Annotated in this window: 16 protein-coding genes; 7 read left to right on the top strand and 9 right to left on the bottom strand. The window is 71.0% G+C overall.

Going from position 1 to position 21,251, the window contains the following annotated elements:
* The first annotated feature begins 64 nt into the window (after positions 1-64).
* From H4N64_RS32240 to H4N64_RS32230, 3 genes are all read left to right on the top strand, one after another.
* The gene (locus H4N64_RS32240) at positions 65-1,111 is read left to right on the top strand and encodes a LacI family DNA-binding transcriptional regulator (protein ID WP_186285978.1); all 1,047 of its coding nucleotides are present in this window, start codon (positions 65-67) and stop codon (positions 1,109-1,111) included.
* Between the two features lie 231 nt (positions 1,112-1,342).
* On the top strand, positions 1,343-2,341 hold the full coding sequence (locus H4N64_RS32235) for a class 1 isoprenoid biosynthesis enzyme (protein ID WP_186285977.1): 999 nt from the start codon (positions 1,343-1,345) through the stop codon (positions 2,339-2,341).
* Positions 2,338-4,422, top strand: a complete 2,085-nt coding sequence (locus H4N64_RS32230; protein WP_186285976.1) for an NACHT domain-containing protein — start codon at positions 2,338-2,340, stop codon at positions 4,420-4,422. Before H4N64_RS32235 ends, H4N64_RS32230 begins: the two co-directional genes overlap by 4 nt.
* Here the strand turns inward: H4N64_RS32230 and H4N64_RS32225 are convergent.
* Positions 4,326-5,087: a hypothetical protein gene (locus H4N64_RS32225; RefSeq protein WP_186285975.1), complete on the bottom strand. Its 762-nt coding sequence runs from the start codon at positions 5,085-5,087 to the stop codon at positions 4,326-4,328. The genes H4N64_RS32230 and H4N64_RS32225 overlap by 97 nt on opposite strands.
* A gap of 307 nt (positions 5,088-5,394) precedes the next feature.
* Positions 5,395-6,315 (bottom strand): ribokinase, encoded by a 921-nt coding sequence (locus H4N64_RS32220; RefSeq protein ID WP_186285974.1) that lies wholly within the window; start codon positions 6,313-6,315, stop codon positions 5,395-5,397.
* Between the two features lie 151 nt (positions 6,316-6,466).
* Between H4N64_RS32220 and recD2 the strand changes: the two genes are divergently transcribed.
* Both recD2 and H4N64_RS32210 read left to right on the top strand, forming a co-directional pair.
* Positions 6,467-8,698: an SF1B family DNA helicase RecD2 gene (gene recD2 / locus H4N64_RS32215; RefSeq protein ID WP_186285973.1), complete on the top strand. Its 2,232-nt coding sequence runs from the start codon at positions 6,467-6,469 to the stop codon at positions 8,696-8,698.
* Positions 8,699-8,943: 245 nt separating this feature from the next.
* A complete protein-coding gene (locus tag H4N64_RS32210; protein ID WP_186285972.1) occupies positions 8,944-10,233 on the top strand; it encodes a citrate synthase in 1,290 nt (429 codons plus the stop codon).
* Positions 10,234-10,762: 529 nt separating this feature from the next.
* Here H4N64_RS32210 and H4N64_RS32205 read toward each other — a convergent pair.
* The 4 genes from H4N64_RS32205 to H4N64_RS32190 all read right to left on the bottom strand — a co-directional run bounded on the left by H4N64_RS32205 (position 10,763) and on the right by H4N64_RS32190 (position 15,123).
* Positions 10,763-12,997, bottom strand: a complete 2,235-nt coding sequence (locus H4N64_RS32205) for a heavy metal translocating P-type ATPase (protein WP_186285971.1) — start codon at positions 12,995-12,997, stop codon at positions 10,763-10,765.
* Positions 12,998-13,010: 13 nt separating this feature from the next.
* A complete protein-coding gene (locus tag H4N64_RS32200; protein ID WP_186285970.1) occupies positions 13,011-13,226 on the bottom strand; it encodes a heavy-metal-associated domain-containing protein in 216 nt (71 codons plus the stop codon).
* A gap of 71 nt (positions 13,227-13,297) precedes the next feature.
* On the bottom strand, positions 13,298-14,251 hold the full coding sequence (locus tag H4N64_RS32195) for a PrsW family glutamic-type intramembrane protease (RefSeq protein ID WP_186285969.1): 954 nt from the start codon (positions 14,249-14,251) through the stop codon (positions 13,298-13,300).
* Positions 14,252-14,460: 209 nt separating this feature from the next.
* Complete coding sequence (locus tag H4N64_RS32190) at positions 14,461-15,123, bottom strand: TetR family transcriptional regulator (protein ID WP_186285968.1); 663 nt, start codon at positions 15,121-15,123, stop codon at positions 14,461-14,463.
* Between the two features lie 123 nt (positions 15,124-15,246).
* Here H4N64_RS32190 and H4N64_RS32185 point away from each other — a divergent pair, with 123 nt between their 5' ends.
* Both H4N64_RS32185 and H4N64_RS32180 read left to right on the top strand, forming a co-directional pair.
* Entirely contained in the window at positions 15,247-17,478 is a 2,232-nt protein-coding gene (locus H4N64_RS32185; RefSeq protein WP_186285967.1) for an MMPL family transporter, read from the top strand.
* A 36-nt stretch (positions 17,479-17,514) separates the two neighbouring features.
* Positions 17,515-18,561, top strand: coding sequence for a zinc-dependent alcohol dehydrogenase family protein (locus H4N64_RS32180; RefSeq protein WP_186285966.1), 1,047 nt, complete (start codon positions 17,515-17,517; stop codon positions 18,559-18,561).
* A gap of 90 nt (positions 18,562-18,651) precedes the next feature.
* On the opposite strand, the gene H4N64_RS32175 is transcribed toward H4N64_RS32180, so the two are convergent.
* The 3 genes from H4N64_RS32175 to H4N64_RS32165 form a co-directional block, all read right to left on the bottom strand.
* Positions 18,652-18,852 carry a helix-turn-helix transcriptional regulator gene (locus H4N64_RS32175; RefSeq protein WP_186285965.1) on the bottom strand — a complete coding sequence of 67 codons (201 nt, stop codon included), beginning with the start codon at positions 18,850-18,852 and terminating at the stop codon, positions 18,652-18,654.
* A gap of 374 nt (positions 18,853-19,226) precedes the next feature.
* Positions 19,227-20,150 (bottom strand): helix-turn-helix domain-containing protein, encoded by a 924-nt coding sequence (locus H4N64_RS32170; RefSeq protein WP_418896305.1) that lies wholly within the window; start codon positions 20,148-20,150, stop codon positions 19,227-19,229.
* 114 nt (positions 20,151-20,264) lie between these two features.
* The gene (locus H4N64_RS32165; RefSeq protein WP_186285964.1) at positions 20,265-21,191 is read right to left on the bottom strand and encodes a sugar phosphate isomerase/epimerase family protein; all 927 of its coding nucleotides are present in this window, start codon (positions 21,189-21,191) and stop codon (positions 20,265-20,267) included.
* Positions 21,192-21,251: the final 60 nt, after the last annotated feature.

Genomic DNA, 21,251 nt, shown 5'->3' with positions numbered 1-21,251 from the left:
CCTGTCTACGAGCACGTATGACGTACGAGGTGGTACGAGAGATGCGCGACCGGAGGACGACGAGATGACGGTGACCCTGGCGGACGTGGCGGCCCGCGCACAGGTCTCCCCCGCGACGGTGTCGCGCGTGCTGAACGGGAACTACCCCGTGGCCGCGTCCACCCGTGAGCGGGTGCTGCGCGCCGTGGACGAGCTGGACTACGTGCTGAACGGTCCGGCGAGCGCGCTGGCCGCCGCCACGTCCGACCTGGTCGGCATCCTCGTCAACGACATCGCCGACCCCTTCTTCGGGATCATGGCGAGCGCGATCCAGGCGGAGATCGGCGGCCCCGGCGGACGCGCGGGCGGTGAGCGACTGGCCGTGGTCTGCAACACCGGAGGCTCTCCGGAACGCGAACTCACCTATCTGACCCTGCTCCAGCGGCAGCGGGCGGCGGCCGTGGTGCTGACCGGCGGAGCCGTGGAGAACGCGCCCCATGTGGCGGCGGTCTCGGCGAAGCTGCGGAAGCTGGCGGAGGCCGGGACCCGGGTGGTGCTGTGCGGGCGCCCGCCGGCGCCGGACACCGGGGCGATCGCGCTGACCTTCGAGAACCGCGGCGGCGGCCGTGAACTGACCGAGCACCTGATCGGCCTCGGCCACCGCCGCCTCGGCTACATCGCGGGCCCCGAGGAGCGCACGACGACCCGGCACCGCCTGGAGGGACACCGGGCCGCGCTCAAGGCGCACGACATCGAGGAGGACCCCCGCTGGACGGTCCACGGCCGCTACGACCGCCGCTCCGGTTACGAGGCCACGCTGGAACTGCTGCGCCGCGACCCGACCCTGACGGCAGTGGTCGCCGCGAACGACTCCGTCGCCCTCGGCGCCTGCGCGGCCCTGCGGGAATCGGGCCTGCGCATCCCGGAGGACGTCTCGGTCGCCGGCTTCGACGACCTGCCGTTCAGCATCGACGCGGTGCCGTCTCTCACGACGGTGCGGCTGCCGCTGTCGGAGGCGGGAGCACGGGCCGGCCGTATCGCGATGGGCCGGGAGGAGGAACCGCCCGGGGGCATCGCGACGATCCGGGGCGAGCTGATGGTCCGGGGGTCCACCGGGGCGCCGCGGAAGTGATGGGCGGATCTGTCTCGGAGAGGGGCGGCTGAAGCGCGGGAGGAGCGGGGGTGGCCTGGGACTGATCCGCCAATCGCCCCTCCGAAAGACCGGCCCGCACCCCCCTTCCCGGGTCTCGCCGAACTGCTTTACCGCCTGCTCACCCTTATGGGACCCTCGGATCCCTTGGGGGCGGGAGCGGGGATGCAGCAGAGGGTCGCTGAGGTCGGGGCTCTGGTGCGGAGTCTGAGGATGGCCGTAGGGCTGCCGTCGGCGGCGCGGGACGCGTACCGTTCGCTGCCCGTACTCGCGCTGGCGTATGAGCAGGTCGTCGCACCGCTCGTCGCCCAGAGCCTCTCCGATCCGCTGGAACGCGCCCGCGTCGACGGGTCGTTGCGCGTCATGAGCGTCAAGTTCGGGCTCGCCATGCTCAGTTACGCCCGGCTGACCGGGCACCGGCTGCAACCGGACGTGGCCGTCCTCGCCGGTGCCGTCACCCGGCTCTACGACGACCTCATCGACGGAGACGGAGCCGGAGCCGGAGACCGAGCCGGGGCCGGCGACGGGAACGGCACCCGCGATCCCGCCGCCGACGACCGCCTCGGCGACCTCATGGGCAACCGCGCCTTCGTCCCCGGCACCCCCGCGGAACTGCTGCTCGGTCGGCTGGTCCACGGAATCGAGCGGACCCTCGCCCACCCGCCCCACGAGTCCGTGTTCATGGCGCTGGTCTCGCTGCACGAGTACCAGGTCCTGTCCCGGCGCCAGCGCGAACCCGATGTCCCCCTCGACGTCCTGGAGAAGATCACCCGAGGCAAGGGCGCCGCCGCCCATCTGATCCTGTGCGGTCTGGTCAAGCCCCGGCTCGAACCGGCCGAGCGGGAACTGGTCATGGACCTCGGGGAGATACTCCAGTCGCTCGACGACTACATGGACGTCGAGTTCGACCGGGGCAACGGAGTGACCACCCTGGTGTCCTGCGGCGCGCTCACCCTGCCCGGCATAGCCCGGCGCTTACGGGCCGCGCGGCCCCGGCTCGCGGCCGTCCACGGCGGCCGGGGCGCGCGGCCGTACTGCGGGATGCTGTACTTCCTGCTGCTCCAGGCGTGGGTGAGCCGCAGGCTCCCGGTGCTGGGACGGCTGGCCCGGCGGCCCGCCCGGCGTTCGGCCGTACTGGCGTTTCTGTCGCGCGGCGAGGACGCCCTGCCGCCCGCCGCACCGGGGCCCTCGTCACCGGGGCCCCCGTCATGAGCCGCGACTGGAGGGCCACCGCGATCTACGCCGTGCTGGCCGTCATCGTGGTGGCCACCATCGTCCTGGTCGGATTGGGGCTGCGGGACGGGGGCCTTGAGCCCATCGAGCTGTGGTTCTCCCTTGTCGCCGTGGTGCTGCCGGTCGCGGGTATCGCCCTGACCACGCTGCACAGCGGCCGCCGGCAGGGCGTCACCGTCGAGGAGGCCGCGTCCGCGCTGGCCCAGAAGCTGCGCAAGCACTGGTACGCGGAGAGCCGGCACCGCGGGCTGGGGGAGAGCCGCCGGATCGCCGTGCGCTGGCGACGCGAGCACGGCTCCGAGCAGTCCTCCCAGCTGTCCGCCGAACTCCGGAACGAGGGCACGCTCGACGAGCTGACCGGCGCCTTCGTGCGGCACGTCCGCGCCGGGCATGTGTCCCGGCTGGTGGTGACGGGGGAGCCCGGCGCCGGAAAGACCGCCCTGTGTGTGCTCCTGACGCTGGAGACCACGCAGCCGGACGTCGTCCCCGTGCTCTTCCCGCTCTCCTCCTGGGACGGCAAGCGTTCGCTGACCGACTGGATGACGGAGGAACTCGCCGTCAACCACCCGGCCGTCGGGGACCGGGCGAAGGCCGGGCAGTTCGCCCATGAACTCCTGCGGGACCATGTGCTGCCCGTTCTCGACGGACTGGACGAGGCCTCCGACCGGGCCGCCGCCCTCTACGCCATCCAGGAGGAATTCGCCGGCCGCTCCTTCGTACTGACCAGCCGAGTGGCCGAGTTCGCCGGTCCTGTGCCGGGGCGGGTGCTGCGCGACGCGCTCGTCGTACGCCTTCAGCCACTGAGCGCGTACGAGGCCGGCGGCGTACTGGAGCGGGCCGGCGGGGTGAGCATGGGCCCGCTGCTCGCCACGCTCGACGCACATCCGGACGGTCCGGTGGCGCGGGCGCTGAAGACGCCCTTCATGCTGTCGCTGGCCGTCGAGCTCGGCGGGGCGCTGCCCGAGGAGCTGCTGACCGCCGAAGGAGACGATGCCGAACAGCGGATCAAGCGGTATCTGCTGGGGGGCTTCGTCACCCAGGCCTACCGGCGCACGGTCGACAAACCCCATGTCCCCTTCCCCGCCGACGAGGCCCGGGGCTACCTGGCCTTCCTCGCCCGCCAGACCGAGCCGGGCACCCACCGGTTCGCCTGGTGGCATCTGCACCGCTCGGTGCCGCGCGGACTCTTCCTCACCGTGGCCCTGGCCAACGCCGCGCTCGCCTGCTCGGCCGCGGCCGTCCTTCTCTTCGCCCTCTTCGAACGCCCCTGGCTGGGCCTGTGGATCGGCCTCGGCGCCGCCGTGATCGGCGCGCTCGTCGTGGAGTTGGTCCCGCAGGACGACCCGCGCCGCGCCAAACCCCGGCTGCGTTCGGTACGGCCGCCCAGCCGCCACGCCCTGCAACGCGTCCTGGGGTTCGGGGTGATGGGCGGCGCGGCCTGCGCGGTGATCGTCGCCTTCCTGTACGAGCGTCCCGTGCACGTCGTCGTCGGCGGGCTGCTCAGCGGCCTCACCTTCGCCGCCGCCCGCTACTTCAGTGAGCCGAGCGACCCCCTGGAGGCGGTGACCCCGGTCAGCCTGCTGCGCTCCGACCGCATCACCATCCGGTACGCCTGGCTCACGGGCGCCGTCCCGGGCGCGCTGACCGGCGCCTACCTCGGCGCGGCGCTCAAGGAGGGCCGCAGAACCCCGGAACTGGACGATGTCACCCTGATCGACGAACTGCCCAGCTCCGTCGAGGCGTTGCTGGGCGCGGCCTCGGGTGCGCTGCTCAGTTCCGTCGGTCTCGGGATGATGGCGCTCGGGTCGAGTGCGTGGGGGCGGTTCCTGCCGTCGCGGGCCTGGCTGGCGCTGCGCGGGCACACCCCGCGCCGGCTCATCCGGTTCGCCGAGGACGCCCGGGAGCGCGGGGTGCTGCGGCAGGTCAACGGCTACTACGAGTTCCGGCACTCACTGCTGCACCGTCATCTCGCCGAGACCGAAGGACCCGCCGCGCCCTCCCGGTCCCCGGCACCGGCTCCGGCCGCCGACACCAGGACAGGCCCCGCCAGCTCCCAGTAGGCCCGCCGCGCCGGGCGCCGCCCCGCCTCCGGCAACGGCAGATACCGCGCCTGAGGGAAGCGGACCCGGGCCTGCGCGCCGTCCGGCCGTACCGTCAGCAGCTCCAGCTCGGCCAGCTCCCGGCGCACCTCGGCGACCGCCAGCAACTGCTCGCGCCCCGCCGTCGCACAGACGAACTCCAGGGTGGCCCGAGAATGCGTGCCCGACGCCCGCTCCCGGGCCCGCCGGTCCAGCAGCCGCCCCACCTGGTCACCGCTCGTCAGGTCGTACACCCGGGCCAGGCCCGGCGTCTCGTCGTAGCGGACGGAGCAGCGCAGCACCGGGAACTCATGGCCGCGCAGCGCGGCGGTCCGCTCGGCCAGCCAGCGCGGCTCGTGCCGCTGCTGAAGGTTCTCGAAGACCACCAGCAACAACGCTCTCGTCAGCACCAGCAGCCCCAGGAGGACCGCACAACCCAGTGCCGCCGTACGCACGCCCGGCACCAGCAGTCCGACCAGGGTCACCGTGGGCGGCAGCACCGCCCAGGCCACCGTGACCCGCTGCGCCCGGGCGAACTCCGGCCCGGTCAGACCGGTGGCCCGGCGCCGCAGCAGGTGGGGGAACCTGTGCAACGGCGCGAGTGCGACGGGCACTTCGGGCCGTAGCAGTCCGGGTTCGTAGCTCATCGCCGCACCCGCCTGCCCTCCGTCGACGCCTTGAGTCGATACGTACCCGGTGACGCTACCGGCACGCCGACCGAGCGTCTCACGGCCCCGTCCCAAAAAAACTTCCGCGAGACCGTGCAACCCTTCCCGGGGGCCGTGGGTCGTACTTGGTGTCGGAACTTCTTGGAGGGGGATCTGGGGGGATCGCGGGGGGTTCTGACACGGAGGGGGAAAGCGCGAGGGGGCCCCGGTCGACGGACCGGGCCCCCTCGAAGCAAGAAGACGCCGCAGCGGCGCAGCAGCACCTCGGCGAACGCCGGATGCCGGTTCAGGATGCCCGCCTTCCGCAGAGCGCCTCGACCTCCGTCGCCGTCGGGAAGGACACCTGCGCGCCCTCCTTCGTGACCGCCGCCGCGCCCACCCGGGCCGCGTAGGCCGCCGCCTCCGCCAACACCGCGCCCGTGCCCAGCCGGTAGGCCAGCGCCGCCGTGAAGGCGTCCCCGGCGCCGGTCGTGTCCACGGCCCGTACCTTCACGGAAGGGATCCGGGACACCCCCTCGGCGGATGCCACCAGCGCCCCCTCGGCCCCCAGCGTCACGACCACCGACCGCGGCCCCTTCGCCAGCAGGATCCGCGCCCAGTCCTCGGGCTCGTCCCCGACCGCGGCGTCACCCAGGATGACCTTCGCCTCGTGCTCGTTGACGATCAGCGGATCACAGGCGGCGAGCACCTCCGAGGGCAGTGGCCGCGGCGGCGAGGGGTTCAGCACGAACCGGCTGCCGTCGGCCAGATTCCGTACGACCTCCACGACCGTCTCCAACGGGATCTCCAACTGCGCGGAGACCACCCGCGAGGCCTGGAAGAGGCTCGCGGCGGCCCGTACGTCCCCGGGCGTGAGGTGGGCGTTGGCGCCCGGCGAGACGACGATGCTGTTGTCCCCGGAGGGGTCCACGGTGATCAGCGCGACCCCGGTCGGCGCACCGCCGACCAGGACGCCCACCGTGTCCACCCCGGCCTGCCGCTGCGAGTCCAGCAGCAGCCTGCCGTGCGCGTCGTCGCCGACCCGGGCCAGCAGGGCCGTACGGGCCCCGAGCCGGGCCGCGGCGACCGCCTGGTTCGCGCCCTTGCCGCCCGGGTGGACGGCGAGATCGGAGCCGAGCACCGTCTCCCCGGCGCCGGGCCGCCGCTCCACGCCGATCACCAGGTCGGCGTTGGCGGAACCCACGACCAGAAGGTCGTAGTCGTACATGAAATATCTCCCGAGTTCTGGGCTGCTGAGCCATGGACGCGTACAGCGTGCCCGATTCGACTGCCTTCAGGCCGTCCGGAGTGCCGTTGAAACCTATGCCCTGGAGGCACAGGCCGGCTGCCCTGTCAGTGCCGACCGGTACCGTCGGATCATGTCCAATCAGGCGGTGGTCGAAGGCGTCCTGGAGCGCATCACGTACGCCAATGAGGAGAACGGCTACACGGTCGCCCGCGTCGACACCGGCCGTGGCGGTGGCGATCTCCTCACGGTCGTGGGCGCGCTGCTCGGCGCCCAGGTCGGCGAGTCCCTGCGGATGGAGGGCCGCTGGGGCAGCCATCCCCAGTACGGCAAGCAGTTCACCGTCGAGAACTACACCACCGTCCTGCCGGCCACCGTCCAGGGCATCCGCCGCTATCTGGGATCAGGCCTGGTCAAGGGCATCGGACCGGTCTTCGCCGACCGCATCACCCAGCACTTCGGCCTGGACACCCTGAGGATCATCGAGGAGGAGCCCAAGCGGCTCATCGAGGTCCCCGGGCTCGGCCCCAAGCGGACGAAGAAGATCGCCGACGCCTGGGAGGAACAGAAGGCGATCAAGGAGGTCATGCTCTTCCTCCAGACCGTCGAGGTGTCCACGTCCATCGCGGTGCGCATCTACAAGAAGTACGGCGACGCCTCGATCTCCGTGGTGAAGAACCAGCCCTACCGGCTCGCCGCCGACGTCTGGGGCATCGGCTTTCTCACCGCCGACAAGATCGCCCAGTCCGTCGGCATCCCGCACGACAGCCCGGAGCGGGTCAAGGCGGGCCTGCAGTACGCGCTGTCCCAGTCGAGCGACCAGGGGCACTGCTATCTCCCCGAGGAGCGGCTGATCGCCGACGCGGTGAAGCTGCTGCAGGTCGACACCGGTCTTGTCATCGAGTGCCTCGCGGAACTGGCGGCGCCGCCCGAGGAGGGCGAGGACCCCGGGGTCGTACGGGAGAAGGTCCCTGGTGAGCACGGGGAGCCGGTCACCGCCGTCTATCTCGTCCCCTTCCACCGCGCCGAACTGTCCCTCTCCGGCCAGCTGCTGCGGCTGCTGCGCACCGAGGAGGACCGGATGCCGGGTTTCCGGGACGTGGCCTGGGACAAGGCGCTGGCCTGGCTGAAGGACCGTACCGGCGCCGAGCTCGCGCCCGAGCAGGAGGCCGCCGTCAAGCTGGCGTTGACCAAGAAGGTCGCCGTGCTGACCGGCGGCCCCGGCTGCGGCAAGTCCTTCACCGTCCGCTCGGTCGTGGAGCTGGCCCGCGCCAAGAAGGCGAAGGTCGTCCTCGCCGCCCCCACCGGCCGCGCCGCCAAGCGCCTGGCCGAGCTCACCGGCGCCGAGGCCTCCACCGTGCACCGTCTGCTGGAGCTCAAGCCCGGCGGGGACGCGGCCTACGACCGGGAACGCCCGCTGGACGCCGACCTGGTGGTGGTCGACGAGGCCTCCATGCTGGACCTGCTGCTCGCCAACAGGCTGGTCAAGGCGGTCGCGCCGGGCGCCCATCTGCTGTTCGTCGGGGATGTCGACCAGCTGCCCAGCGTCGGGGCGGGGGAGGTGCTCAGGGACCTGTTGGCCGACGGCAGCCCGGTCCCCGCCGTCCGTCTCACCCGGGTCTTCCGCCAGGCCCAGCAGTCCGGGGTGGTCACCAACGCCCACCGCATCAACTCCGGGCAGCAGCCGGTCACCGACGGCATGAAGGACTTCTTCCTCTTCGTCGAGGAGGACACCGAGGAGGCGGGGCGGCTCACCGTGGACGTGGCGGCCCGACGTATTCCGGCCAAATTCGGGCTCGACCCGCGCCGGGACGTCCAGGTGCTCGCGCCCATGCACCGAGGCCCCGCGGGCGCCGGCACCCTCAACGGCCTGCTCCAGCAGGCCATCACCCCCGGCCGCCCCGACCTGCCGGAGAAGCGGTTCGGCGGCCGGGTCTTCCGGGTCGGCGACAAGGTCACCCAGATTCGCAACAATTACGACAAGGGCGCGAACGGCGTCTTCAACGGCACCGTGGGCGTGGTCACCTCGCTCGACCCGGTCGACCAGCGCCTGACGGTGCGGACGGACGAGGACGAGGAGGTGCCGTACGAGTTCGACGAACTGGACGAGCTGGCGCACGCGTACGCGGTGACCATCCACCGCTCCCAGGGCAGCGAGTACCCGGCGGTGGTGATCCCGGTGACCACGGGCGCGTGGATGATGCTCCAGCGGAACCTGCTGTACACGGCCGTCACCCGGGCCAAGAAGCTGGTCGTGCTCGTGGGCTCGCGCAAGGCGATCGGCCAGGCGGTGCGCACGGTCTCGGCCGGACGGCGCTGCACTGCGCTGGACTTCAGGCTCGCACCACGCGCGCTGGAGGTGTGAGTGCCAGGCTCTCAGCCCGGTGTGGGGAGGCGTGAGTGAAATTTGATCGATCAAACGAGTCGTAAAGGTCACAGAGCCCTTCCGGATGCCGGGGCGGAGGGGGCAGGATGAGCAGGTTGGCGGCACTGAGTGCCGCCAATAAGCCCAATGGTCGACCCCGAGTGCACTCTCCTGCGCCAAATGGGGGATGGTAGAGACAGTCAGGGCAACCTCGAAGAAGAGGCACAACGTCGGTGAGGGAAGACGTGAGCGACAACTCTGTAGTACTGCGGTACGGCGACGGCGAGTACACCTACCCGGTGATCGACAGCACCGTCGGCGACAAGGGCTTCGACATCGGCAAGCTCCGCGCCCAGACCGGTCTGGTGACCCTGGACAGCGGCTACGGCAACACGGCCGCGTATAAATCCGCCATCACCTACCTCGACGGTGAGCAGGGCATCCTCCGGTACCGCGGCTACCCGATCGAGCAGCTGGCCGAGCGTTCCACGTTTCTGGAGGTCGCCTACCTGCTGATCAACGGTGAGCTGCCCACCGTCGACGAGCTGAGCACGTTCAAGAACGACATCACGCAGCACACCCTGCTGCACGAGGACGTCAAGAACTTCTACAAGGGCTTCCCGCGCGACGCCCATCCGATGGCGATGCTGTCGTCGGTGGTCTCCGCGCTGTCGACCTTCTACCAGGACAGCCACAACCCGTTCGACGAGAAGCAGCGCAACCTCTCCACGACCCGGCTTCTCGCCAAGCTTCCGACGATCGCGGCCTACGCGTACAAGAAGTCGATCGGCCACCCGTTCGTCTACCCGCGCAACGACCTCGGCTACGTCGAGAACTTCCTCCGTATGACCTTCTCGGTCCCCGCGCAGGAGTTCGAGCTCGACCCGGTCGTCGTCTCCGCCCTCGACAAGCTGCTGATCCTGCACGCGGACCACGAGCAGAACTGTTCGACCTCCACGGTCCGTCTGGTGGGCTCCTCGCAGGCGAACATGTTCGCCTCGATCTCGGCCGGCATCAGCGCCCTGTGGGGCCCGCTGCACGGCGGAGCCAACCAGTCCGTGCTGGAGATGCTGGAGGGCATCCAGGCGGGCGGCGGCGACGTCGACTCCTTCATTCGCAAGGTGAAGAACAAGGAGGACGGCGTCCGCCTGATGGGCTTCGGCCACCGGGTGTACAAGTCGTTCGACCCGCGCGCCAAGATCATCAAGGCCGCCGCGCACGATGTCCTCTCGGCCCTCGGCAAGTCCGACGAGCTGCTGGACATCGCCCTGAAGCTGGAGGAGCACGCGCTCTCCGACGACTACTTCATCTCGCGCAACCTCTACCCGAACGTCGACTTCTACACCGGCCTGATCTACCGGGCCATGGGCTTCCCGACCGAGATGTTCACGGTCCTGTTCGCCCTCGGCCGCCTCCCGGGCTGGATCGCCCAGTGGCACGAGATGATCAAGGAGCCGGGTTCCCGCATCGGCCGCCCGCGCCAGATCTACACGGGCGTCGTGGAGCGCGACTTCGTTCCGGTCGAGGAGCGCTGAACGCTGTAGGCGTCCAGGCCGTACAGGCAAGAAGAAGGCGCCCTGGCGCCGGTCCCCCCACGGGCCGACGTCCAGGGCGCCTTCCCATGTCCCGGTGCGGATTCCCCCCACGGGATCCGGCCGGGCGTCTGTGAGGACAGCGCCTGAATCGCTGTTGTTCGGTAGTGCGTTGAGCAGAACGAGCGACATTCCTCGTACTACTCGGTGTGCGGTCTGCCGGGACAACGCACGCTCGGGAGGGCCGCTCAAAGCTCCCCGGTGTGCGTGCCCCGGCAACGCATCTCTGAGGAAGTCCCCCAAGACATCCCCAGATGCCAGTCCGCGCCCCCCAAGACGCTTCCTGACATCGCCAACTTAGACCTTCGAACCCCTTCGATGGTTACGTTCACATCACTGTGATCTGCGTCTCTTGCATATGTCCGTTAGATGCGCAAGAGCCCCGCTCAACCGAACGAGACCCAAGCGTAAGGATGATGCGCGAGCCTTGTGAAGAGCTTATGTGAGGCTCGCGCCGGACTCCAGAGGGGCCCTAACGGAAAGTCCGCAGCCGCAGGCTGTTCGTCACTACGAAGACCGACGAGAACGCCATCGCCGCCCCCGCGATCATCGGATTCAGCAGCCCGGCCGCGGCCAGCGGCAGCGCGGCCACGTTGTAGCCGAACGCCCATACGAGATTGCCCTTGATCGTGGTGAGCGTCCGGCGGGACAGCCGGATCGCGTCCGCCGCCACCCGCAGATCCCCGCGCACCAGCGTCAGATCCCCGGCCTCGATCGCCGCGTCCGTCCCGGTGCCCATGGCGAGCCCCAGATCGGCGGTGGCGAGCGCGGCCGCGTCGTTGACGCCGTCGCCGACCATGGCGACCGTCCGCCCCTCGCCCTGCAATCGCCGTACCGCCTCGACCTTCTCCTCGGGCAGCACCTCGGCGATCACCTGCTCGATCCCGACGCTCCGCGCCACCGCCTCGGCCACCGCCCGGTTGTCCCCGGTCAGCAGCACCGGCGTGAGCCCGAGGGCCCGCAGTTCGCGCACGGCCTCGGCGCTGGTCTCCTTGACCGTGTCGGCGACCGCGAGGACGGCACGCGCGTCCCCGTCCCAGCCGACGACGACGGCTGTACGTCCGTCCCGCTCGGCCTCGTCCCGCGCGCGGGCCAGCTCCTCGGGCAGGTCGGTGAACAGTCGTCCCACGGCGACCTCATGGCCCTCCACGCGCCCGCGTACGCCCCGACCGGGCACGTTCTCGAAGTGCTCGGCCGCCGGCAGCGCCCCGGCCCGCTCCTCGGCGCCCATGGCGACGGCCCGGGCGACGGGGTGCTCGGAGGCGTGCTCCAGGGCGCCCGCGAGCCGCAGCGCCTGCTTCTCATCGGTGCCCTCGGCGACGTACACCTCGTGCAGGGTCATGTGTCCGGTCGTCACCGTGCCGGTCTTGTCGAGGACGACCGTGTCGACGCGGCGGGTGGACTCCAGCACCTCAGGGCCCTTGATCAGGATGCCGAGCTGGGCGCCGCGCCCGGTGCCGACCATCAGCGCGGTCGGGGTCGCGAGGCCCAGGGCGCACGGGCAGGCGATGATCAGGACGGCGACCGCCGCGGTGAACGCGTCGACGGTGTCACCGGTGGCGCCGAGCCAGCCGCCGAAGGTGGCGACGGCGATGGCGAGCACGACCGGCACGAAGACGGCGGAGATCCGGTCGGCGAGCCGCTGGACCTCGGCCTTGCCGTTCTGCGCGTCCTCCACCAGCCGCGCCATCCGCGCCAGCTGGGTGTCCGCGCCGACCCGGGTGGCCTCGACGACGAGGCGCCCGCCGGCGTTGACGGTGGCCCCGGTGACCGGGTCCCCGGCCGTGACGTCCACCGGCACGGACTCGCCGGTCAGCATGGAGGCGTCCACCGCCGAGACGCCCTCGACGACGGTGCCGTCGGTGGCGATCTTCTCCCCTGGCCGTACGACGAACCGGTCGCCGACGGCCAGTTCGGCCACCGGGATCCGCTGCTCGCGTCCGTCCCTGAGAACGGCCACGTCCTTGGCGCCGAGCTCCAGCAGCGCCCTGAGCGCGGCTCCCGCGCGGCGCTTGGCGCGGGCCTCCAGATAGCGGCCGAGCAGGATGAAGGCGACGACCCCGGAGGCCACTTCGAGGTAGATGGTCGAGGCGCCGTCCATCCCGCCGACGGTGAATCGGAACTCGTCCCGCATCCCGGGCATCCCGGCGTCCCCGAAGAACAGCGCCCACAGCGACCACCCGAACGCGGCCAGCGTCCCGAGCGAGACCAGGGTGTCCATGGTCGCGGCGCCGTGCCGGGCGTTGGTCCAGGCGGCCCGGTGGAAGGGCAGCCCGCCCCAGACGACGACGGGAGCGGCGAGGGTGAGCGCGAGCCACTGCCAGTTGTCGAACTGGAGGGCCGGGATCATGGAGAGCAGGACGACGGGCGCGGCGAGCAGCGCGGACACGGTGAAGCGCTGCCGGTAGTCGGCCAGTTCGGGATCGTCCTCGGCCGCCGGATCCGCTGCGGCGGGCTCGGGCGGCGTGGGCTCCTCGGCGGTGTACCCCGTCTTCACCACCGTGGCGATCAGATCGGCCACCTCGACGCCCGCGGGGTAGCTGACCTTCGCCTTCTCGGTGGCGAAGTTGACGCTGGCGGTGACCCCGTCCATCCGGTTGAGCTTCTTCTCGACCCGGGCGGCACAGGAGGCACAGGTCATGCCGCCGATGAGCAGTTCGACTTCGGCGGTGGGGGCTATCGGGGCCTGGGCGGTGGACATGGGCATGACTCCAGTGCGCTCAGGCCACGCCGACGAGTTCGAAGCCGGCCTCTTCCACGGCCGCCCGCACGTCCTCCTCGCGCAGCGCCTCGGTGGAGATCACGGTGACCTCGCCGGTGGAGGCGACGGCCTTCACGGAGCTGACGCCGGGGAGCTCGGAGATCTCGCCGGAGACGGCGCCTTCGCAGTGTCCGCAGCTCATCCCGCTGACCTTGTAGACGGCGCTCACGCTCATGTTGTTCTCCTCGTAGAGGCATGTGGGGCTGAGGGGTACCACGGGAGTCCCCGTATCACCACCGTATACCCCTATGGGGTATTTCTCCAAGAGGGGTCGCCACGGGCCAGCCAGCGCGCCCAGGTGACCCCCAGCGCGGCGACGAGGGCCAGCCCGCCGACCGAGAACAGCGTGAAGAGATGTTCCTGCTGATCGGTCGGGTGCGGCAGGTATCCCTGGGCGAACAACTCCTTGTCGAGATGGCCGGTGACGGTCAGATGCGCCACCAGCCAGAGCGCGATGCCGTGGGTGGAGTCCCACAGGGCGTGCAGCAGGGAGACGCCGAGGTAGGTGCCGAGCACCGGGCCGGCGAGCCGGAAGCGCCCGTCCGGGCGGCGGTGGGCGAGCAGAACACCGCCCGCGATGGCCGTCCACAGTCCGTGCCCGAAGGGCGCCAGCACCCCGCGCAGGATCTCCGTCCCCAGCAGCGCCCGCAGATCGACGCCCTCGGTGGAGACGGCGGCGGTGAAGGCGTACCCGGCGCTCGCCGACGCCGCGAAGCCGAAGCCGACGGTGGCGCCGAGCACCAGACCGGCCCGCATCCCCCGGATCCGCGGCTGCCGGCGCAGCACGAACATCAGCGCGCCGAGCTTGACCGCCTCCTCGATCAGGCCGACACCCACGAACATCCATAGCGAGGGGTGCAGCAGGTAGTACTCCATCAGCGAGGCGCCGAGGACGCCCAGCGTGCCGCCGGTCAGAAAGCAGCCGAGGATCACGCTGACGCCCAGGTCACGCCCGTGCCGCTCGTACGCCCACAGCACGAAGCAGACCGGCACCAGGAAGCTGCCGAGCAGGATCAGTGTGGGCAGCAGGGCGGTGTTCTTCGTGGCGTACGTGACGAGCGCGGTCAGCACCCACAGCCCGAGCCCGACCCACAGGCACCGCCGCCACAGCCCCGCGCGGATCTGCGGGTACGTCGTTGGCGGCTGCTGCGGTCCGGGGGCGTGGGCCTGGGGAGCGCCGGGCGGCGGGGAGTGGGTCACGGCAAATCCCTCGGATTGGGCGGATTTGTCGGCACCATATGGTAGGTAGCCCCCATGCCGCAGGCCGGGACGCTCATCCTGATCATGAGATCGAGTTAGCAGGGCGGCGAGGCCCATCTGACCAGCACCGCCCTCGGCACGGTCCTGCCCTTGCCGCGGGACGCGGGGGAACCGCACTCCCGGTTCGGATCCCGGTCGGCGGGACGTGGTCAGGGAGCCGGAGTCGTGGTGAGGCCCCGGGCCTCGGCCAGCGGTCGCAGATAGCGGATCAGGGCGTTCTTCAGCTCCGCGACGAAGGCCTCGCGCTCGGCGCCCTCGTGGGCGAGAACCAGTTCGAGCCCTGCCTTGTAGATACCGAGGACCATGTGCGCTGTGCGGTTGAGCTCGGCCGGGGGCGCGTCCGTCAGGTACGAGGACAACAGGCCCTCGATCCGGGAGAGCAGGGTCGCGTGCAGGGCGTCGTGCTCCTCGGCCATACGGCCGGGGACGTCGGGGCCGTGCATCAGCGCGAAGAACACCGGGTGCGCGCAGTTGAAGTCGATGAAGCGGTCGACGGCGGCGCCGACGGCCTCCTCCAGCGGGGTGGCGGGGTCGACGGGGGCGAGCGCCTCGCCGTAGGTGTCCCGCATCTCGTGCATCAGCCGGTCGCCCAGCTCGATCGCGATGGCTTCCTTGTTCGGGAAGAACTGGTAGAGCGTGCCCGGTGAGACGCCCGCCTCACGGGCGATGGCGTTGGTGCTGGCGGCCGTGTAGCCGGTGCTGCAGAAGACCGAGGCGGCGGCCGAGAGCAGTTGGGCGATACGGCGCTCACCGCGGGCCTGACGGCGGCGCGGCTGTTCGCTCTTCTGTTCGTTCTGTGAGGTGTCGGGCACGCGTTATCCCCAGATCTCCGAACGCCATTGACAAATACGAGTGGTCGCTCGCATTCTGGTGAAACGCGAGCGATCTCTCGTGTTTTCGATTCTATGGTTCCACGGTGAAGGGGACACCGCACGATGACCGATGTCAACAAACCGCTCCTCCCGGGGCGCTGGACCCGTTTCGTCACCGCCCGCCCGAGGTTGTCCCTGCTCGCGGCCCTGGTCCTCACCGCCCTCGCGGTGCTGGCCGGCGGAGGAGTCGCCGACCGGCTGGGCAGCGGCGGCTGGCAGGACCCGGCGGCGGAGTCGACGTACGCGACCGAGGCGCTGGAGCGGGAGTTCCCCGACTCGCAGCCCAATCTGCTGCTCCTGGTGGACGCGGGCAGCGCCTCCGTGGACGACCCGGCGGTGGCCGCCGAGGCCAACCGGCTCACGGCCGAACTCGCCGGTGAGAAGGGCGTGACGGGCGTCGGCTCCTACTGGCGGTCGCCCTCACCCGCCCTGCGCGCCGAGGACGGCCGTCAGGCGCTGATCACCGCCCGGCTGACCGGCGATGAGACGGCCATGGGCGAGACCCTGGACCGCATCGCGCCCGAACTGCGCGGCACCCACGGCCCGGTGGAGGTCGCCATCGGCGGCCGGATCGCCGTCCAGCACGAGATGCAGAAGATCATCCAGGAGGATCTGACCCGGGCCGAGGTGATCGCCCTGCCGGTGACCCTGGTACTGCTCGTGATGGTCTTCGGCAGCGCGGTCGCCGCCCTGCTGCCGCTCGGCATCGGCATCGTCGCGATCCTCGGCACCAACGCCGTGCTGCGCGGCCTGACGGAGTTCACCGATGTCTCCGTCTTCGCGCTGAACCTCACCACGGCCCTGGGCCTCGGCCTCGCCATCGACTACGCCCTGTTCATCGTCCGCCGCTTCCGCGAGGAACTGGCCACCGGAGCCGAGCCGTCGACCGCGGTGGGCACGACCCTGCGCACGGCGGGCCGCACCGTGCTGTTCTCCGCGCTCACCGTCGCGGTCTCCCTCGCGGCGATGCTGCTTTTCCCGCAGTACTTCCTGAGGTCCTTCGCCTACGCCGGTATCGCCGTGGTCCTGCTGGCCGCCGCGGCGGCCCTGATCCTGCTCCCCGCCGCCCTCCTCCTGCTCGGCCACCGCGTCAACTCCCTCGACCTGCGCCGCCTGTTCCGGCGCGGTGGGCCCAGCAAGGCGGCGGGCGAGGAGCGCGGGGCCTGGGCGCGCACTGCGGCCCTCGTGATGCGCAGGGCCCCGTTCTTCGCCGTGGCGACCACCGCGGTGCTGATCGTGCTCGGACTGCCGTTCCTGGGCGTGAAGTTCGGCACCGCCGACGACCGTCAGCTGCCCTCCTCCGCCGAGTCCCATGTGGTGCAGCAGCACATCCGGCAGGACTTCCCCGGCAACCCGGGCGGCGGTCTGGAGGTGCTCGCCGAGGGCCGGGCCACCGAGGCACAGTACGCCGCGTACAAGGAGCGCGTCGCCGGCCTCCCCGACGTGCTGCGCGTGGACGGACCGCTGGTGAAGGGCGACTCGGCGTACTTCACGGTGCTGCCGAAGGGCGAGGCCGTCGACGCCCCCGCCCAGCGCCTGGTCGGCGAGGTACGCGCGACGAAGGCCCCCTTCGAGACCAAGGTGACCGGCACGGCGGCCGTCCTGGTCGACTCCAAGGACGCGATAGCCGAGCGGCTGCCCTGGGCGGTGGCGTTCATCGCGATCGTCACCCTGCTCCTGGTCTTCCTTCTCACCGGCAGCGTGCTGATCCCCGTCCAGGCGGTGATCCTCAACGCCCTCAGCCTGACCGCCATGTTCGGCGCCGTGGTCTGGGTCTTCCAGGACGGCCATCTCTCCGGCCTGCTCGGCTTCACCAGCACCGGCGACATCGAGACCACCCTCCCGGTCCTGATGTTCTGCGTCGCCTTCGGCCTGTCCATGGACTACGGCGTCTTCCTGCTCTCCCGCATCAAGGAGGAGTACGACAGAACGGGCGACCACGAGGCGTCGGTGCGGCACGGACTCCAGCGCACCGGCGGCCTGATCACCGCGGCGGCGGTCATCCTCGCGGTGGTGATGGTCGCGATAGGCACCTCCCGGGTCACCAACACCAAGATGCTCGGCCTCGGGATCGCCCTCGCGGTCCTGATGGACGCGATGATCGTCCGCAGCCTCCTGGTCCCGGCCGCGATGCGCCTGACGGGCCGGGCGACCTGGTGGGCCCCGGGCCCGCTGCGGCGCTTCCACAACCGGTTCGGGGTGAGCGAGGAAGGTGCCGCAGACACGCCAGAGGCGCCGGCAGCCACGCGACCGGCCACGACGGACCGCGAGATGGCCTACGACCGATCCCCCTGAGGGATCTAGCCTTCGCGATGGAGGAAAGGAGCCCCCATGCGAGCCGTGGTCTTCGAGCAGTACGGCGAACCCGCCGAGGTACGTGAGCTGACCGACCCCCGCCCCGCCGACCATGGAGTCGTGGTCCGGGTCGAGGCGACCGGCCTGTGCCGCAGCGACTGGCACGGCTGGCAGGGGCACGACCCCGACATCACGCTGCCGCACGTTCCCGGCCATGAACTCGCCGGTGTCGTCGAGGCGGTGGGCCCCCGGGTGACCGGCTGGCGCCCCGGCGACCGGGTCACCGTCCCCTTCGTCTGCGCCTGCGGGAACTGCCCCGCCTGCGCGGCGGGCGACCAGCAGGTGTGCGAGCGGCAGACCCAGCCCGGCTTCACCCACTGGGGCTCCTTCGCCCAGTACGTGGCGCTGGACCACGCCGATGTGAACCTGGTCGCGATACCGGACGACCTGTCCAGCGCCACCGCCGCCTCGCTCGGCTGCCGGTTCGCCACCGCGTTCCGGGCGGTGGTGCAGCAGGGCCGGGTCGCCGCGGGGGAGTGGGTCGCGGTGCACGGCTGCGGCGGGGTGGGCCTGTCGGCGGTGATGATCGCGGCAGCGTCGGGTGCGCGGGTCGTCGCCGTGGACGTCTCGCCCCAGGCGCTGGACCTGGCAAGGAAGTTCGGGGCCGCGCACTGTGTGGACGCGAGGAGCGTGCCGGACACCACGGCCGGGGCGATCCATGAACTGACCGGTGGCGGTGCCCATCTGTCCCTCGACGCGCTGGGTTCCCCCCTCACCTGCGTCGCCTCGGTGAACAGCCTGCGCCGCCGCGGCCGGCACGTCCAGGTGGGCCTGCTGCCCTCGGCCGACGGCACCACGCCCGTCCCGATGGCCCGCGCGATCGGCTGGGAGCTGGAACTCCTCGGCAGCCACGGCATGGCCGCCCACACCTACCCGCCGATGCTGGAGCTCGTCCGGTCCGGTGTCCTGCGCCCCGATCTCCTGGTCACTTCCACCATCACCCTGGACGAGACCCCGGCCGCGCTGGCGGCGATGGGCACCGCGGCGGGATCGGGGGTGACGGTCATCGAGCCCTGGAGCTGAGGGCCTTGGAGCTGAGGCGCTGGAGCCGAGGGCCCTGGAGCCGAGGCGCCGGGAGAAAGGGTGCCCCACTCGACGTGGGGCACCGGAGCGTCAGTCCTCTTTTCGGCCGCGGTTGCTCGGGCGGGAGGCGACCCAGACCCGGACGGTTTCGGCGTACCAGTAGGGCTTGCCGCCCTCCACATGGTCGGGTGGCGGCAGCAGCCCGTGCTTGCGATAGGACCGTACGGTGTCGGGCTGCACACGGATGTGCGCCGCGATCTCCTTGTAGGACCAGAGCCGTCGGTCGGTCATGACATGCACCTCCCCGCGCGCGCTTCGGCGGTCGCGGCCGGGAACGGCCGTCGGGGGTACCGGGCGCTGCGCTGGCGATCTCAAAGCCTGTGCCCGGTGAACGACGCCGAGCGGGCGCGGGGCAGGGGCTGTGCGCCGGGTGTGACACAAGCCCCGCGTACGTGCGACATGTGTGACACAAGGGGGGCGTTTGTGACACAGATGACGCAAAGGGGTACGCGGGCGCATGGGCGCGGCGTGTTGACAGGAGCGGCCCGAGCAGTGCATGGCAGGACGGGCCGGACCCGCTGCGTCGGGTCCGGCCCGCCATTGCCCCCGCCGACATCGGCTCTTCGGCTCAAGGCCAGGCGCACAGCGTGCCTGCGGAGATCCCGTCACGTATTGGAAAAAACCGAACTGCCGCCCGACGCGAGCACCAGGCTCGTGGCCTCGCCCGCCAGCCGGTCCGCGACCGGGGACCCGTCCGCCGCCTGAACCGGCAATCGCCGGGCGGCCGTGAACTCCCGAGGCGTACACCCCGTCATCGCCTTGAACTCACCGCTCAGATGGGCCTGGTCGTAGAACCCGCAGGCGGCCGCGGTCTCCGCGACCCCGCGTCCGGCCACCAGCAACCGCCGGGCCCGCTGCAACCGCAGCACCCGGGCCGCCGCCTTCGGGCCGAGGCCGATCTGCTCACGGAACCGGCTCTCCAGGTGCCGTACGCTCCAGCCGACCTCCTCCGCGAGCCGCGGCACCGGCATCGCGCCACCACTGCGCACCAGCTCCGACCAGGCCCGCACCACCCGTTCCGAACTGGGCACCCCGGCCTCGGACCAGCGCGCGAACACATCGTCCAGCAGCGCGAACCGGTTCTCCCAGGACGGCAACGCTGCCAGCGCGCCCGCCAGTTCACCGACCCCGATGTCCAAGGCGTGCGGCAGTTCGTCGGGATCGACGGTGCGGTCGGCGAGTTCGTACTGCGGCGTGCCGAACAGTGTGAACGCGGCCCAGGGCGTGAGCAGCACCTCGATCCCGGCCAGCCGCCCACTGTGCTCACCGACGGCCGGGGTGGTGGTGGGCCCGCAGAACAACGACACGCGTGTGTCGGGCAGCCGCCCCGGCCGCAGCACCCGCACGGGCTCCCCGAACCCGAGCAGCAAGGTCGCCGCCCCGATCGGAGTCTCCAACCGCCGCCGAGGCCGCTCGAACCCGAGCCGGAACCCGCGATAACTGATCACTCCGGGCCGCAACCGGGGATGGGGCAGGGTGAGGGCGAACTCCCAGGAGCCAGAGGGACTCTCTCCGCCCAGAACCCGCACGAGCCCCTCCTCCAACAGAGCATTGACTCCCTCAGGGGCGGGGGAACCGCGCGACCGGCCCACCACAACCCGCACACGCGCAATCACAGCACTCGGCACCCCGTTAGGCGACCCTCAAGCCCCACAAGACCGCAAAAACGCCCGGGTCCGCCGAGCAATGGGCAACGGCACATCCGCCGCGCACGGATACATGTCCTGCTCGACGATCGCGAACAGGTCGACTCCCAGCCCCTGAGCGGCCTCCAGAACAGGACCGAGCGCCGGCACCCCCGACGGCGGCTCGCACATCACGCCCTTGGCCACCGCGGGACCGAACGGCGTCCCCTCAGCCCGGACCTCCGCCAGCACCGCCGGATCCACCTGCTTCAGATGCAGGTACCCGATCCGCGACCCGTACGTCTCGATGAGCTTCACACTGTCCCCGCCGCAATAGGCGTAGTGCCCGGTGTCCAGACACAGCGACACCAGAGAGGAGTCCGTCCCGTCGAGGAACCGGATGACGTTCTCCTCGGTGTCGATATGCGTGTCGGCGTGCGGATGCACCACGATCCGCAGCCCGTACCGCTCCCGCACCTCCCGCCCGAGACGCTCGGTCAGCGAGGTGAGATTCCGCCACTGCTCGGCCGTGAGAGAGCTCGGCTCCAGCACCTCACCGGTCTTGTCGTCCCGCCAGAAGGACGGGATGACCACCAGATGGGACGCTCCCATGGCCTGGGTGAGCGCGGCGATGTCGGAGACATGGGCCCAGGTCCTGTCCCAGACGTCCACGCCATGGTGCAGCCCGGTGAAGACGGTCCCGGCGGACACCTTCAGCCCACGCCGTGCCGTCTCCTCCGCGAGCACCGAAGGATCGGTGGGCAGATACCCGTACGGGCCCAGTTCGATCCACTCGTACCCGGAGTCCGCGACCTCGTCGAGAAAGCGCTGCCAGGGCACCTGCAACGGGTCGTCGGGGAACCACACGCCCCATGAATCGGGCGCCGAGCCGATCCGGATGCGCGACAGTGAGGGCGGGGGCGACTGGGGTGACAACGACGTCATGGCCGCCAGCTTCGGCCCGTGCCGCAAACGCTGTCAAGGTCTGGTCCGAATGTCTGGACA

The organism is Streptomyces cupreus (genome assembly GCF_014257025.1).
Lineage (GTDB): Bacteria > Actinomycetota > Actinomycetes > Streptomycetales > Streptomycetaceae > Streptomyces > Streptomyces cupreus.
Note: the sequence above shows the minus strand (reverse complement) of the source record. Positions and strands in the feature narration are given on the sequence as shown.